The following is a 16,506-nucleotide window of genomic DNA, read 5'->3' as shown; positions in this document are numbered from 1 at the left end:
TTGGATGGAGCGCCTATCTTAACCTAGTCTGGCAAGCTTTGCGGCACTTCAAATACAAATTTTTTTAAAATATTCTGTGATTGTGCACATTGAATATTTTTGCAAAGGGTTGGCAACTTGTCTTTAATACTTATGCAAGGAGAGATTATTGCTTGCTTTTGCATAAGTATTTATTAAATAAATGATTTCTATTGAATTTTTCAGCCTGTGGATTTTGACTCAAGAAAGTTGACGTGTTGCCTCAAGGTGAAATTAATAAAAAAAGGGGGATGGTCAAAAAATGTCACATTGCTATTTTGAATATGAAAAAGGCTGGAAACCACCACAGGTTTCCAGCCTTTTTTGTTCAGCTCCAGACACTTAAATGGTACCAGTGCCAAGATTTTCTTAACATCAGCCTTTTTTCAGCGTATTGCCGAACAGTTGCAAGGCAAGCTGATAGCCGGTATTGGCAAGCTGAGGGTCGTAGCGTTCCCCTTCATCGCGCATGAAAGCATGCTGGCCATTAAACTCATGCCAGGTAAAGGAAAGATTTGCTTCCGTCAGTTTTTGATAAACGTCGGCGCGACCTGCGGTAGGAATATGGTTGTCCTGCTTGCCCCAGATCATCAGCAGTTCACCCTTGATATCCGCCAGACGCTCCATGCTGTGCTGGCCTGGTTTGTTAGGGATCACCGCTGTATGCAGATCCGTGGCGTAGAAGCAGGCGGTTGCCTTGATCTCAGGCTGGAGTGCTGCACGGAATGCCAGATGGCCGCCAATGCAGAAACCCATCGCGCCAATGTCGCCGCTACACCACGCTTGTTGCTTGAGGTAGGTGATCATCGCTTCGTTATCGGTATCGTAGCCTTGGACATCCTTGGCTGACTTGTCTGCATTGCCTTTGTCACGACCTGCATCGTCATAAGCCAGGACCGTTCCAATCGGATTAAGCTCATGAAATACTTCGGGTACCAACACGGCATAGCCATGGCCTGCCATGATTTTCGCCGCGCGTTCAATCGGGCCAGTTTGCTGGAAAATTTCTGAATAAAACAGGATAGCCGGGAAACGACCTTCGCTTTTTGGGCGGTGTACATAGGTACGCATGACACCGGTGGGTGTCGGCAGGTCAACAATGTGGCTTTGAATCAGCATGAGAATCCTCCAGCTAAAGTAATGAAACGGTTTTTTAATGTAATGTTCTTTATTTTAGCTTGCCGGGAGAGGTTTTCGGAAAATTAAAATGCGTGCGAATGGCGTATTTCAGATAAAAAAACAGGAGCCTAGGCTCCTGTTTCACGCTGGCAACACTATGCCAGTTATGTCCCTGCTCTCTGGCAGATTAGCGATTGCAAACGTACATGGTCACTTCAAAGCCAAAACGCATTTCTGTTACTTCTGGTTTGATCCACATAGTAATAGCCCTTGTAACCGTTGAAATTCAAAACTTTGGAGAGTTAAACGCTTGGGCGTTTGACGAAACCATTATGCGGTGTAGCGATGTGTTCGTTTAAGCGCCAAACTCATGAAACTCGGCTCATGATTTTCATGAGAGTAAATAGAGGCGTTTCATGTGGCTTGAAAGGAATATTGCCCTTTGGTGGAGGGACATGGGGCAGGTTGGGAATCAGAAAGCTGGCTGGCGTTTAAGGGTCACCAGCCAGTTTCTGACGTACCTTGACGGGAGATGATGTCTTGGTGAATTCATCATGATCCAATTGAGAATGATTGTCAATTGAGTAGTGGTGGTTGTGAAAAATTCTCTACTCCAGGATGAATGGCCATTCACTTCCTCCCTTGTGATTTGCAGATATCAAGCCCTAGAAATTGCCACGCAAGGTCAACATGACATTTCGCGGGTCGCCAAAATAGCTCTGGCGCGCCCAGCCCTCCATGCGTGAATAATAGGCTTTGTCGAACAAGTTGTTCCCCGTCAGGCTTAGCTCCCAATGCGGGTCAATGCGATAGCTGACCTGGGCTGAGGCCAGTACATATCCACCCTGCTCCCATTTCGTGGTGCCGTCATATGCATAAACGCCACTACTGATATTCAATCCGCTGCCAATGGCCCATGCTTCAGAAAGCCGGTATTTATTCCAGAGCTTGACGTTATGTTTGGGTGTCGAGGTGGAAAATACCAGGCCTTGGTTAGCTTCTTCCGCTTTCAGGTATTTGGTTTCGGTATAGGCATAGCCTGCCATGACATCCCAGTTTGAGCGCAGGCGACCGCTGATCTCGGACTCAAAGCCTTGACTGCGGACTTCTCCTGCGGAAATGGAGTAATTCGGATTGTTAGGGTCTGTCATGGCACGGTTTTCGTCGTTGATGCGAAACAGCGCCGCGTGCAGGTTGATCTTGCCATCCTGCAGTTCCCCCTTGATGCCGACTTCATATTGTTTACCTGTGCGCGGTTTCAGGATTTTTTTATCGGCACTCAACACGGTTTGCGGCTGAAAGATATCGCTATAGCTGCCATACAGCGAGTATTGCTTGCTGATATCAAAGACCAGCCCGGCATAGGGGGTGAACTCATGCGTGATGCTGGCATCCCCATCTGCAGAACTTTTGCTTTCGTTTTTCCAGTTACTCAGACGTCCGCCCAGTATCAGTTTGGTGTTGTCGAGTACTTGCAGTCGGGTTTGGCCATACACACCCGTCTGGGTGGTTTGGTAAATATCGGCGGGTTCGTAGATGAAATCGGGTTTTGCCACCGTGCGCGTCGGCGTAAAGATGTTTTGTGTGGAGCCATATACCTGCGCATAGGCGGTGTTGGAGTTAAACACGCGCGAGTTCAAACCAATGAGAATGTTATGTTCTTTCCCTAGCGCAGTGAATGGCTGGGTGAGATATGCATCCAGGCCGTAATCGCTGGTTTTGCCTTTGCTGGCCAGCAGAACACGATCAAAATTACCCGCGGCATCAATATAGGAGTCACCAAACGCACTTGTTTCCAGATCGTAACGACGTTCCAGAGCGCTGGCGCGTAGCTTGAGTTCTCCGCCGCTGTTGAGTTTATGCTCGGCCTCCAGGAAGTAACTGTTGCTGTTCTCGTGTTTGTTATCCCAGCCGGAGCCGATATAGGTAGAACGGCTGATATCGGCCACACGTCCATCCGCATACGTGGGAAGACCAAAGGTGGGACGTGAATCCATGCTGGTAATGGTGGCGCCAATGGATAGTGTGGTTCTCGGTGTCAGGTCGAATTCCAGTGTGCCGTATATAAGGGGTTTGCGCGCGTAATCATGATCAACAAACGACTTCTTGTCCTGATACATGGCAACCACGCGCCCACGCACTTTGCCTTCGCTATCGAGCGCACCCGTCACGTCAAATTCACCGCGATAATTATCCCAGGAGCCGCCTTGTAAGCTGGTTTTGATCGCGTAATCTGCCATCGCACGTTTGCGTACCAGATTCACCGTACCGCCAGGCTCGCCGGTTCCTTGTAGCATTCCTGCCGGACCTCTCAATACTTCAATACGATCGTAAGTTGTCAGGTCCAGCGAACTGGTTCCCCATGCGCCTTGGCTATCCTGCACCGGGATCCCATCAATTTGAATCACGTCCAGCCCATAACCCCGTACGGAAATGCCCGCGGTATTACTGCCGTAATTCACTACCGTCATCGCAGTGGTTTGTTGCATCGCATCTGCCACGGTAGTCATGTTCTGATCGTCCATGCGTTGGCGCGTCACAATGCTCAGCGACTGCGGAATATCCCGCAGGCGTTGTTCACCTTTACCGATGGACACCACGTTGGACGTGTAGGCGTGGCTGTTTTCGGTGGTGGCAGTTTGCTCCGCAGCCGCTCGCACCGACACTTCCGGCAAGGTTTCGACAGCGGCGCCTGAATCGACCGCCACGGATTTCAGGCTAAAGCCGGCTTCTGTTGTCACTGCTTGCAATCCGCTACCGGAGAGCGCTTTCTCCAGCGCTTGCTCGGCGGTCAGTGAGCCGTGAATGGCAGGGGCCAACTTCCCTCTTAACAACGCCGGATCGGCGGCGATCGACTTTCCACTCTGACGGGCAATGCGGATAAGCGTTTCATCCAGCTTGTCCGCTGGCAGGTCGTAATTGTGCGTGGCATGGGCGCCTGCGGTCAGATTCGTGGTGAAAGGCTCGGCCCAGGCTGGCAGTCCGGTGAGAGCCAGCGAAATGGCCAGGCTGATAAGCCTGGGCTTGAAAATAGGTAATGTCATGTTATAGCTCCCTGAAGCGATTGGTGATTTGGATTTACAAACACCATGTCCAGCGAGTCAGGGAAAACCCCTCAAAAATGCATCAGGATTTTGCAATCAACGGCTATCAATGAGCGTAAGCCAAGGTCCATAGTGCGTGATGCGTATAGGGAGGGCTTGCGCCAGCGTTCGCAGGCTGCGTTCTGCATCGTCCAACTGAAATACCCCGAACACCCGCAGTTGAGCCGCCGCGGGCGACACGCGAAGATAGTCTTTACGATAGGCACGTAGCGCTTCCACGACTTCGCCCAGAGATTGGTTGCGCACATCAAGTACGCCATCTTCCCATGCCGCATAAGAATGCATGTCCTCGCGCTCGGGCGATATCCCTTTACTGTCGAACCACGCGGACTCGTTCTCCGACAAGGGTTGCTGTTGCTCGCCAGCGGCCAGCATAACGCTGTGTTGCAGTACCAACGCGAGACTGCGGTCTGGCTGGCGGCGTACCATAAAGCGGGTGCCCAGAGCCGTGACGGAACCGTGGGCTGTGGCGACGGTGAAAGGGCGAGTGGGATCTGTTGCCACTTGAACGATGCAAGCGCCGGAATGTAATGTCAGCAATCGCTTGCCTGCGCTGAAATGGAGGTCGATGGAAGACTCGGCATCCAGCGTCAATTGGCTGCCATCCGCCAGAATGACGGTTTTACGTTCTGCAGTGCTTGTCGTGATATCGGCACTCAGTGCCATGCCGGTTGGCGAACGCTTGAGCAGATAGGCGGTTCCCAGGCCGACAAACACCAGGGCCATCCCATTCAGCAGGCGTCGGCGCTGAGGCGATGGTGGCGCGCTTAATACCTCACGAATGACAGAAAGCTGTGCAGGCGACTGATGCTGGGCGGATTGCAACTGACTGGCTGGTTGCAAGGCGCGCGTCATCTCCTGCCAGGCCTGGCGATGGCGGTCGTTCGCCGCTATCCAGTGGTCAAACCCAGCTTTTACATCTGCCGAGGCATGGCCATTGTCCAGCCTGACCATCCAGTCGATGGCGGTCAGTACCACAGGATCTATCGCCTCACTGGCAATCGGGTTTGTATTTTTCATCGGGCCGCCAGATAGCAGTGCAGCAAAGCCTGCTTCATGTAGCGCTCAATGGTGGCGACGGATTTGCCCATCGAGTCCGCAATCTGCACATGGGTTAGCCCATCCAGCCGACTCAGCAAAAAAGCTTGCCTGATCTTGGGGGGAAGGCCATTCAACAACTGATCGAGCGCGGCTATGGCTTCGCGTATGAGCAGCATGTCTTCAGGAGAAGGCTGGTTGGCCTGAGGTTGCTGTGCAAGCGCTTCCAGATAGGCTTGCTCCAGTTCGCGTCGTCTCCAGAAGGTATAAAGTTCGCGCTTGGCCAATACGGTAAGAAATGCGCGAGGTTCCTGCAATTGCATGAGTTGCCGCGATTGCAGCACGCGGATGAAGGTGTTCTGGGCGAGGTCAGCTGCTTGCTGGGTGCAGCCCAGCTTGTTTCGCAACCAATGGGAAAGCCAGCCATGATGGTCACGATAAAGTGCGTGCACAACGGCATAGTGTTGAGCGGACATGCGCATGTTGTTTTAATGAGAATGGTTCTCATTTTATGGTTGTCAGCATACCGCGTCAACGCTTTCAGTCGTCCGGCTGAGTGTTCAAGTTGCGTATTACACTTCGCAAAAAGCAAGGTCGCCCCAGACCGGTGCATGTTCTATACTGCCGAAAAAGAAGGAGACTGCCATGTTAAGCAGAATCAGGGCGCTACTGCTCACCACCCCATTCAAGATTTTTGCAGGCCTCGTTGCAGCCTATCTGCTGTTTGCCTATTTTGCGGTAGACCCTCTGGCGCGCCGCATTCTGCCTTGGGTAGCCGAGAACAAACTGGCCAGTCAGGCCAGTGTCGAGCATGTCAGGTTTGACCCTTTGCGTCTGATCCTGACGATAGATCAACTCAAGCTGAACCAGAAAAATGGCGCCCCACTGGCGAGCTTTGACCGCCTGTATGTCAATCTTGAAACCAGCGGGCTGTTTCGCTTTGCGTGGCGTATCAAGGATATTCGCCTGAGCGCACCACATGTGGATGTCGAGATTGGCACCGATGGACGGCTGAATTGGGCCGATCTCATTGCCAAGCTAAATGAAGACAAGGATGACACGCCATCCACCAGCATGCCGCGCTTGCTGATTGATCATATTTTGATCGAAGGCGGAAATGTCGCCTATGTGGAACGCAACCGTCCCCAGCCTTTCGAGCTGGCATTGCAGCCGCTGGGTCTGGAGCTGGATGGCTTGTCTACCCTGCCTGAAGATAGAGGCGATTATCTGATCGTGGCGAAATTGCCCGCCGACGGCGGTAGCTTGAAATGGAAGGGTGATATCGGACTTAATCCGCTGGTGTCACAAGGCGTGCTGGAACTGCAAGGGATCAAGCTGGCCCCCTTGATGCAGATCGTCAAACATCAGGCCTTGCCTGTGCGCCTGACGCAGGGCGAATTGCAAAGCCAGCTGACCTACAGCTTTGCCATGGTGAAAAGCGCCGAGCAGCAAGACCCGACACCAGAAGCCATCGTGCAGGACCTCAAGCTCGCACTGGATAATGTGGCAGCTGAAGTGCAAGGCCAGCACGGCCCAGCGCAATTGCATCTGAAACAGCTATCCGTGGCCATGCCACGCCTGGATTTTTCCATGCGTAAAGGCACGGAGCTGACATTCAAGAACATGCGTCTGGGCATGCAGGAACTGGCACTGCAGCAGGCAAAAACAACGCTGTTTCAACTCGATGCGATAGATATACAAGGCATCAATTATGACCTTGCGCACCAGCATTTGCTGGTGGCAGATGCCGTCTTGCAAGCAGGGCATATCAAGGCCGCCCGCAGCAATAATGGCAGTCTGGACTGGCAATCGCTGATACCACCTGCCTCCAGTGAGCCCGCGCAAACAGGCAGCCCCGCTCCCGAGGCCGCTGCTGCCAGGCAGGCATTTACGTTCGATATTGCCCACTTGCATCTGGCGGATTGGCGGGCGGAATATCACGATGCCAGTTTTGTTCACCCCATGGATGTGGCGCTCAAAGACTTCAATCTGGAGCTTGGGTTGGGCAATACCGAAGGCAAGCTGCAGTTGCGTGATATTCAAAGCCGGGTTGGCCCGGTGCTGCTTCAATCCGCGCTCTATCCTCAGCCAGCAGCCACATTGTCCAGTCTGCAGGTGCAGGATGGCGCCGTGGATGTGGACGCGCAATCGCTCAGTCTTGGCGCGGTGGTGCTCAGTGGTTTGCAGGCCCAGGTGTTGCGCTCCGCCAGTCAGCCGCTGAACTGGCAGGCCATGCTGGAAACACGAAGCGGAGCTGCCAGTGGACAAGCTGCCGCTTCATCGCCCGCCGGGAAACCCTCCAGCCATGCAAGCTCTGCAGCAAAATCAAGCCCGGCCTGGAAGTTGAGTCTGCCCAGGCTGGCATTGGAAGATGCCAGTGTGCACGTGGAAGATAGCACGCCAGGCAAGCCGGTGGTGCTGGATATCGAGCATGCTGGGATAGAGCTGAAGGATGTTTCGCTGGATCTTGGCCGTAGCATTCCCGTCAAGGCTGGCTTCAAGATCAAGCAGGGCGGGCAGTTCAGTGCGGATGGCAAGCTCACACTGTCACCATTCAAGGCAGACCTCAAACTGGCGCTGGATGCCTTGTCGCTGAAGCCGCTGGCGCCTTACATCAATCAGTTCGCCCTGTTGCGGCTGAATGACGGTGCTGTCAGGCTGAATGGCCAGCTCGGCCTCAAGGCTGACCAGGCATTCAATGCGCAGTTCAAAGGCGGCTTTGCCGTGGACAGGCTGGCGATTGCTGAAGAAAATGGCGGCGCGACCTTCCTGGCCTGGAAAACCCTGGGTAGCGATAGCCTTAAGCTCAGCCTGGGTCCTGACCGCTTGCATATGGACGAGCTGCGCATTGTGGAGCCGCAGGGCAAGTTCATTATTCATGAAGACAAAACGCTGAATGTGCAGCGCATGATGCGTAGCCAGCCTGTGAATCCGCCTGCGGCGGCAAAAGCGAATACGCCCCCAGCCACCATAAGTAAAGCGCCAGCCAAGGCCACAAGCAAAACGGCGTCAGCTGGTGCCAAGGATTCATCCACCTTCCCGGTCAGCATTTCGCGGGTACGCATAGATCGCGCACGTCTGGAGTTTGCGGATTACTCGCTCAAGCCACAGTTTGGTACCTATATCAACAGCCTGTCAGGCGTGATCAATGGCTTGTCGACGGACCCCAATACCACCGCACAGGTGGAGCTGGACGGCAAGGTGGATGAGTATGGCTCGGCCCGCATTCGTGGCTCCTTGCAACCATTCAAGGCGACCGACTTTACCGATCTCAAGCTGACATTCCGCAACCTTGAAATGAACCGCCTGACGCCGTATTCCGGCAAGTTTGCCGGGCGCCGCATTGAATCGGGCAAGCTGTCGGTGGATCTGGAATACAAGATCAAACAGCGGCAGATGACCGGGGAAAACAAATTTGTCATCAACAAATTGCGGCTGGGGGAGCATGTGGATAGTCCGGATGCGGTCAATCTGCCCCTCGATCTGGCGATTGCCTTGCTGGAAGACAGCGATGGCATCATTGATCTCAACTTGCCTGTATCGGGCAGCCTGGATGATCCGCAATTCAGCTACGGCAAGATCGTCTGGAAAGCATTTGTGAACGTACTTGGCAAAATCGCGACGGCCCCCTTCCGCGCGCTTGGCAATTTGCTGGGCATCCAATCCGACAAACTGGAGGCGGTGGTGTTTGATCCTGCCAGTGCAGCGCTGGCACCCCCCGAGCAGGAAAAATTGCAGCTGGTGGCAAATGCCATGGCAAAACGTCCGGCATTGACGCTGACCGTGACACCGGCCTATGACGCGGCAGTGGACAGGAAGGCGTTGCAGGAGCAGGCGATCCGCCGGGATGTGGCGCAGCGCATGGGGCTGAAACTGGCGCCGAATGAGCAGCCGGGCCCGGTCGATCTGCATAATCCCAACGTGCAGTCGGCGGTATTCCAATTGGCACAAGAGCGCGGTCCGGATGCCAAAAAGCGCGGCGTGCTGGGTAAGCTCAAGGATTATCTGGAAATCGCCAAACCGGAAGACCCAGCGGCGTATGACAGCATGCTGCAGCAACTGAAAGATGGCGTGAATATTCCAGATAGTGCCCTGCAAGACCTGGCGAATGCACGTGCCGCCAGTGTGCAACAATATTTGCAGCAATCAGCAGGGCTGGCGCCGTCGCGGCTTGCACAAAGTGCTACCGATGCAGTGAGCGGGGATGGTGGACAGGTGCCGCTTAAATTGAACCTGGGCGTCAGCAGGTAGTCCATCACTATGTAGTCGCTAGCTGCGGTCTCCCCGGTTCTGCGGTCAGCGGCTTCAAGGCCGCCTCATCTCATGCGTTGATTGCAGGATGGGGCGGCCTCATAACATAACCATAATCCCTTAGACTGCAACCACGCTCTCCCAGTTGAGCGGCGTGCATGCCCTGAAATGCGTAGTATGGCTGGAGAGCGACCATGCGAATTTACCAATCCCTGTGCGTGCTTTTAACGCTCGTCAGCCTGCCATCCTGGGCGGACGCCGAGCCTCCCGCCGAGCTGATTTTTGCGCTCAAAGGATCCATCGTCAAAATACATACTGTGACCAAAAGTGGCGGTCATGGCATAGGTTCTGGCGTAGTCGTTGCAGAAAATCTGGTGGCGACCAATTGCCATGTGCTGGCAGATGCGAATGGCATCAACGTGGCGGCGCGAGGTGAAACCTATGCGCCAGTGGCCGTGCGTGAAGATTGGCGTCACGATATCTGCGTGTTGCGCGTGGAATATTTGCCATTAAAACCGGTGGTACTGGGCGATGACGAACCATTGCAATACGAGCAGGATGTGTTTGCCATCGGATTTCCTGGCGGGCCGCCCAAACCGCAAACCACCTTCGGTACCATCAAGGCACTCTATCCATTGGATGATGCTGCCATTATTCGTACGTCCTCCTCCTTTGTACTGGGCGCCAGCGGCAGTGCGCTGTTTGACAGCGAAGGCAAGCTGATCGGACTCAATACCTTTAAAAGCCCTGGGCGGCATAGCTACTACTACAGCATGCCGGCGAAGTGGATCAAGGCGTTGCTGCAGGCACCCGAGGCCGAGCATGTGAGCCAGAACGGCAGGCCGTTATGGGATGCGCCAGAAAATCAGCGCCCTTACCTGATGCGGGTGGTGATCCCCATGCAAAACGAGGAATGGGACGATGTGCTGAGAATAGCCACCGAATGGGCACTGCAGGAGCCGCATACCGTGGAGGCGGTTTACTACAAGGCGTTGGCGGAAGAGCGTCTTGGCAATATTGCCGCGGCAGATGCCTTGTACCGGCAGGTATTGCAGGCCAATCCGCGGCATAGTGCCAGCCTGTTGGCAGAAGCACACATTGCGCGCCAGCAGGGAGAGTCTAACCGTATGCTGACATTGCTCAGCCAATTGCAGGCTCTGGCGCCCGATATGGCGCAAGAGATTGCTCCACAAGAAGCGGGTCTCGCACAATAAGCATTCCTAAGAATTCTGCGCGTAACGATAATAGTTAGCGTAAAAGTTGAATAATATGGCAGGATTGCCCAAGCACGAGACGGGCTGACTGCGCATAATGTTCAGCTGCGGTAATGCTTATCCTGTCATGGAATCCTGGCATTATCCTCGTGGTATTTCCTATTGATCACTTGTGTAGACGCCGCAAGGCGTTTTGAAAGTTCGTATGTTCAGCATTGTTCAGATTGCACTTAAGCGCCCCTATACGTTTGTCGTGATGGCTATCCTGCTGCTGATACTGGGCATTCTGTCTGCGCTGCGCATGCCGACGGATATTTTCCCGGAGATTCGCATTCCGGTGATTGCGGTGGCCTGGCAATACACTGGCATGCCGCCAGATCAGATGGCAGGGCGCATCGCCACGGTGTATCAGCGCGTACTCACCACGACAGTGAATGACATTGAGCACATCGAAGCCAACTCGTATAACGGCTTTGGCATCGTCAAGATTTTCTTCCAGCCCGGGGTGAACATCGCCACGGCCAATGCCCAGGTGACCGCCGTATCGCAGGTGATTCTGCGACAGATGCCCTCCGGCGTGACGCCACCGCTGATCCTCAATTACAGCGCCTCTACGGTGCCCATCCTGCAAATTGCGCTCTCCGGTAAAGGCTTGTCCGAGCAGCAACTGGGCGATCTTGGCCTGAATACCATACGTACGCGGCTGGTGACCGTACCGGGGGCTGCGGTGCCTTACCCCTTTGGGGGCAAGACGCGGCAGGTGCAAATCGACTTGAATCCGACGGCCTTGCAGGCCCGTGGCCTGGCCGCGCAGGATGTTGCCAATGCCCTGGCTGCCCAGAACCTGATTTTGCCAGTCGGTACGCAGAAAATCGGTGTGCAGGAATACACCTTGCAGCTGAATAATGCCGCGGGGTCCATGGATGATATTGGCAACTTTCCGATCAAAGTGGTTAATGGTGCCACAGTGTATATTCGTGATGTAGCCTCCGTGCGCGATGGTAACCCGCCGCAAAGCAATATCGTGCACGTGGATGGCGCTAAATCCGTGCTGATGTCGGTGCTGAAAAACGGCGCGACGTCCACGCTGGATATTGTCTCCGGGGTCAAGGCCCGCTTGCAGGAAATCAAACCGACCTTGCCGGATAATCTCGAAGCGGTGCCTATCAATGACCAGTCCATCTTTGTACGCGCTGCGGTCAAGGGTGTGGCGTTTGAAGGTGCGATTGCGGCGGTGCTGACCAGCCTGATGATTCTGCTGTTCCTGGGCAGCTGGCGCTCTACCGTGATTATTGCGGTGTCTATTCCGCTCTCCATTCTGGGCGCCATTTTTGCGCTGAATGCCTTTGGCGAGACACTCAATATCATGACACTGGGCGGTCTGGCGCTGGCGGTAGGTATTCTGGTGGACGATGCGACGGTGACCATCGAGAACATCAACTGGCATCTGGAGCAAGGCAAGCAGGTGGAGCCGGCCATTCTTGATGGGGCGGCGCAGATCGTGACACCGGCGTTCGTGTCGCTGCTTTGTATCTGTATCGTTTTCGTGCCGATGTTCCTGCTGGAAGGGGTGTCACGCTTCCTGTTCGTGCCCATGGCTGAGGCGGTGATTTTTGCCATGGTCAGCTCGTTCATCTTGTCACGTACGCTGGTGCCCACCATGGCCAAGTACCTGCTCAAGCCGCATGCGCCCCATACAGATTTGCACGGTACGCATGCCACCATGCCACCATCCCGCAATCCGCTGGTCAGGTTTCAGCGTGGTTTTGAGGAGCGCTTCGAGCGCGTGCGCGAGGGCTATCACGGCTGGTTGCATGTTGCCATGCGTAACCGCAAGAAGTTCGTCATTGGCTTTATGGCTTTTGTCATGCTGTCATTTGCGCTGGTGCCTTTCCTCGGCCGCAACTTCTTTCCAGCGGTAGACGGCGGGCAGATACTGATGCATGTGCGCGTGCCTGTCGGCACACGTCTGGAGGAAACCGCTGCGCAGTTTGCAGAGATTCAGGCGGCGATCCGCGAGGTGATTCCCGCGCACGAGATTGTGACCATGGTGGATAACATTGGCCAGCCGATCAGCTCGATCAACCTGACCTACAACAACACCGGCATCATTGGCGCGCAGGATGGTGATATCCAGATTGCGCTGGCAGAAGGCCACCAGCCAACGGCGGACTATGTGAAAGCCTTGCGTGAGCGCTTGCCACGGCAATTCCCGGGCACCACCTTTTCCTTCCCGCCTGCCGACATCGTCAGCCAGATCCTGAATTTTGGTTCGCCAGCACCAGTGGATATCCAGATTCGCGGGGCCAACCGCGAAGCCAATTTTGACTATGCCAACAAGCTGCTGGAGCGCATACGTCAGGTGCCTGGCATTGCCGATGCGCGCATTCAGCAGTCACGTAGCAGTCCGGTGTTCAAGATTGATGTGGACCGCACGCGAGCGCAAGAGCTTGGATTGACCACGCGCGATGTCACCAATAACGTCATCGTCAATCTGGCCGGCAGCAGCCAGGTGGCGCCTACCTATTGGCTTAATCCTGCCAATGGCGTGTCGTACCCGATTGTGATGCAGACGCCGCAGTACCAGATGAATTCGCTTTCCAAGCTGGAAAACCTGCCCATGAGCGGCAGTGCGAGTGAAGTCACGCCGATATTGGGCGGTGTAGCCACCTTTACCCGCGATCGGGCCAATGCCATCGTCAGCCAGTACGATATCCAGCCCATGATCCAGGTGCATGCCAGCACACAGGATAGAGACCTGGGCGCCGTGGCCGCCGATATCCGCAAGATATTGGATGAGACCGCGCAGGATGTGCCCAAAGGCAGCACCGTGGCGCTGATGGGCCAGGTGCAGACCATGGAGCGCTCATTCAACGGGCTGCTGTTCGGTCTGTTGGGCGCTATCGTGCTGATTTATCTGCTGATCGTGGTCAACTTCCAGTCGTGGAGCGATCCATTCGTGATTGTCAGCGCTTTGCCAGCGGCGATCGCCGGCATTATCTGGATGCTGTTTGCGACCTTTACGCCCTTGTCTGTTCCGGCGCTGACTGGGGCGATCATGTGCATGGGGGTCGCCACGGCCAATAGTGTGCTGGTGATCAGCTTTGCCCGCGAGCGCCTGGAGGTGCTGGGCGATGCCACGGCAGCGGCCCTGGAGGCAGGTTTTGTACGATTCCGTCCGGTGCTGATGACCGCATTGGCGATGATGATAGGCATGGCCCCCATGGCCCTGGGCCTTGGAGAAGGCGGCGAGCAGAATGCGCCGCTGGGCCGTGCCGTGATTGGTGGGCTGCTGTTTGCCACGGTCACCACACTGATTTTTGTACCTGTCGTATTTAGCATGGTGCACGCACGCTTTAAACCTGCTGCGTCCCAGGCACATGTAAATGGAGAGCCGCATGTCATCTGAAACTCATAAGACGCCACCCTCATTACGCATAGGCGCCGTCATTGTCGGCGTCGTATTGCTGGGCGTATTAATCGTTGGAATTACCGCCCGTGCCCAGAACACACGCACGCTCAAGAGCTGGACCGAGCAGCAGGCGGCGATTTCAGTCAGCGTGATTAACGCTACCGAAATCACGGGAGGCAAGCCTCTGGAATTGCCCGGACGGTTTGAGGCTTTTGCTACAGCACCGCTGTATGCGCGTGTCAGTGGTTATCTCAAATCATGGAAGGCCGATATAGGCACTCCCGTGAAGACCGGGCAACTGATTGCGGAAATTGAAACGCCGGATCTGGATCAGCAGTTGCTGCAGGCGCGTGCAGAAGTGGCAACCGCCAAGGCGAATGTTGACCTTGCAGCGATTACGGCCAAGCGACTGCAATCCTTGCTTGATACCAATTCGGTATCGCATCAGGAAGTCGACGAAAAGGTAGGTGACTACGCCGCCAAACAGGCGCTGTTGCAATCGGCACAGGCCAATCTCGATCGCCTGGTGGCGACCAAGGCATTTGCGCGGATTGTGGCCCCGTTTGATGGTGTGGTGACCTCGCGGAATACCGATACCGGCGCACTGATCAATGTCGGAAGCGGCACCGGGCCTGCGTTGTTTGTGGTGTCTGACAATCGTCGCCTGCGCCTGTATGTCAGTGTGCCGCAGGCTTATCTTGGCAGTATAAAGCCGGGTGATTCTGCCGATGTTACGGTGCCGGAGCAGCCAGGCCAGGTATTTCAGGCAAAAGTGGTGTCTGCTTCACAATCAGTGGATGCCAGCTCTGGCACCAGTCTGATGCAACTCAGCCTGAACAACGCCGACGGCAAGCTGTTGCCGGGCAGTTATGCCCGCGTCAGCTTTAACCTGCAAGGTCAGGCATCCCGGCTCAGTATCCCCGCGAGTGCCCTGATTTTTGATGCAAAAGGCATGCAGGTCGCTGTGGTAGGTGACGATGGCACCGTTAAGCGCAAAGCGATTACCGTCGCCCGTGATTTAGGCAGTGCGTTGGAACTCAGTGATGGCATATCGGCGACAGACCGTATCATCGATAACCCGCCGGATGGCATTGCTGATGGCACCAAGGTGCTGATCAAGCAGGATGCAGCTGCATCCGAAAAGAAAGCGGGCTAGGCCTGTTCCCAGCGATTGAGGTAAGCCGTGGGTGGGGTGCCCATGACACGGCTGAACATGCTGGTAAAGCTGCCAGTGCTTGCGTAGCCAAGTCGCAGTGCAATCTGGGTGACGCTCTGCCCTTCCATCAGCAGCTCAACCGCACTGATCAGGCATAGCTGCTGGCGCCAGGCCGTGAAGGTCATGCCGGTATCTTGCATGAAGAGGCGTGACAGCGTGCGCGAGCTGGCCCCGGCCAGATGACACCATTGCTCAAGAGGGCGCGTGTCGCCCGGGTTTTCATGCAAGGCCTGTGTGACACGGCGTACGCGATGATCGCGTGCTTCCGGTAAAAACAGCGGCGCTTCTTTTTCCTGAGCGATCTGGTCTATCAGCACCTGCATCATCCGAGCCTGTGGGCTGTCGTCCGTATATTCCCATCCCGAAGCCGCGGCCCGGATTACCAGTTCGCGCAATAAGGGCGAAAGCTTGAGCACCCGACAGCTGGCGGGCAGGCTTTCCAGCAGATCATGGCGGATATAGGCCGTGTGCAGACGGGCGGGTTGCGGGTAAACCACACTGTGCAGAATACCTGCTGGAACCCAGAATGCCCGCCCCGGTGGGGTAATCCATGCCCCTTCGTTTGTCGTAATACGCATACTGCCCGAGACAACGAACATCAATTGCCCGCGCTCGTGGGAATGCGTTTCCACATGCTGCCCTTTGGCGTGATTGACGCTGAGAGCGACTACTGGCCGATCAGAAGTATCGGGGTCCGCACTGAGTGCCAGAGTCTTCCAAATGTGATCGGGGAGCGAGCTGATGATGGGAATCCAGGGTGATGAACGGCATTAATTATAAACAGACCCATTTAAGGATGTGAACTTCATTGTGAACCTGGCTCGTTCCGCGAACGACAGGCAAAAAAATGCCCGGGAACCCGGGCGGAGGCGTGGAACAAACAACTTGAAGAGAGAGATAAGCAATCAGGGTGATCTGTAGTCAGTTTGGATGACGTAGCCAGATCAGCCAGTTTCTGCTGGATGCTTAACCAGCAGAAACCATGTATGCATCATAGCGGGTGGTTATTGCTTAACGATGACAGCGGTGTAACGCTTTGTAAGAGTTTTTTCGAGCGTGTGTAAAAATGTTACAAAATGCTAACTTAGGCGTGATCGTTAAAGTGAAAAAATAAAGACTGCCCTAGGCAGCCAG

The 16,506-nt window shown here is 54.9% G+C and carries 10 protein-coding genes; 4 read left to right on the top strand and 6 right to left on the bottom strand.

Annotated elements, in window-relative coordinates; all coding sequences use genetic code 11:
- Positions 1 to 393: 393 nt before the first annotated feature.
- The 5 genes from LG203_RS13585 to LG203_RS13565 all read right to left on the bottom strand — a co-directional run bounded on the left by LG203_RS13585 (position 394) and on the right by LG203_RS13565 (position 5,755).
- The gene (locus tag LG203_RS13585) at positions 394 to 1,137 is read right to left on the bottom strand and encodes a dienelactone hydrolase family protein (protein WP_230346249.1); all 744 of its coding nucleotides are present in this window, start codon (positions 1,135 to 1,137) and stop codon (positions 394 to 396) included.
- A gap of 187 nt (positions 1,138 to 1,324) precedes the next feature.
- Positions 1,325 to 1,396, bottom strand: coding sequence for a pyrroloquinoline quinone precursor peptide PqqA (gene pqqA / locus LG203_RS13580; RefSeq protein ID WP_013443459.1), 72 nt, complete (start codon positions 1,394 to 1,396; stop codon positions 1,325 to 1,327).
- A 406-nt stretch (positions 1,397 to 1,802) separates the two neighbouring features.
- A complete protein-coding gene (locus tag LG203_RS13575) occupies positions 1,803 to 4,181 on the bottom strand; it encodes a TonB-dependent siderophore receptor (RefSeq protein ID WP_230346248.1) in 2,379 nt (792 codons plus the stop codon).
- A gap of 96 nt (positions 4,182 to 4,277) precedes the next feature.
- A complete protein-coding gene (locus LG203_RS13570; protein ID WP_230346247.1) occupies positions 4,278 to 5,261 on the bottom strand; it encodes a FecR family protein in 984 nt (327 codons plus the stop codon).
- Positions 5,258 to 5,755: a sigma-70 family RNA polymerase sigma factor gene (locus LG203_RS13565; protein WP_230346246.1), complete on the bottom strand. Its 498-nt coding sequence runs from the start codon at positions 5,753 to 5,755 to the stop codon at positions 5,258 to 5,260. Before LG203_RS13565 ends, LG203_RS13570 begins: the two co-directional genes overlap by 4 nt.
- A 169-nt stretch (positions 5,756 to 5,924) precedes the next feature.
- Between LG203_RS13565 and LG203_RS13560 the strand changes: the two genes are divergently transcribed.
- From LG203_RS13560 to LG203_RS13545, 4 genes are all read left to right on the top strand, one after another.
- Positions 5,925 to 9,530: a DUF748 domain-containing protein gene (locus LG203_RS13560; protein ID WP_230346245.1), complete on the top strand. Its 3,606-nt coding sequence runs from the start codon at positions 5,925 to 5,927 to the stop codon at positions 9,528 to 9,530.
- A 194-nt stretch (positions 9,531 to 9,724) separates the two neighbouring features.
- Complete coding sequence (locus LG203_RS13555) at positions 9,725 to 10,744, top strand: S1 family peptidase (RefSeq protein WP_230346244.1); 1,020 nt, start codon at positions 9,725 to 9,727, stop codon at positions 10,742 to 10,744.
- A 205-nt stretch (positions 10,745 to 10,949) separates the two neighbouring features.
- Complete coding sequence (locus LG203_RS13550; protein ID WP_230346243.1) at positions 10,950 to 14,153, top strand: efflux RND transporter permease subunit; 3,204 nt, start codon at positions 10,950 to 10,952, stop codon at positions 14,151 to 14,153.
- Entirely contained in the window at positions 14,143 to 15,312 is a 1,170-nt protein-coding gene (locus LG203_RS13545; RefSeq protein ID WP_230346242.1) for an efflux RND transporter periplasmic adaptor subunit, read from the top strand. Before LG203_RS13550 ends, LG203_RS13545 begins: the two co-directional genes overlap by 11 nt.
- Here LG203_RS13545 and LG203_RS13540 read toward each other — a convergent pair.
- On the bottom strand, positions 15,309 to 16,082 hold the full coding sequence (locus LG203_RS13540) for an AraC family transcriptional regulator (protein WP_268867430.1): 774 nt from the start codon (positions 16,080 to 16,082) through the stop codon (positions 15,309 to 15,311). The two genes, LG203_RS13545 and LG203_RS13540, sit on opposite strands and share 4 nt — an antisense overlap.
- Between the last annotated feature and the right edge of the window lie 424 nt (positions 16,083 to 16,506).

It is taken from the genome of Methylovorus mays, from assembly GCF_020531915.1.
In the GTDB taxonomy this organism is placed as follows: Bacteria; Pseudomonadota; Gammaproteobacteria; order Burkholderiales; family Methylophilaceae; genus Methylovorus; species Methylovorus mays.
The sequence above is the reverse complement of the archived record's forward strand: the minus strand, read 5'-3'. Positions and strand labels throughout refer to the sequence as shown.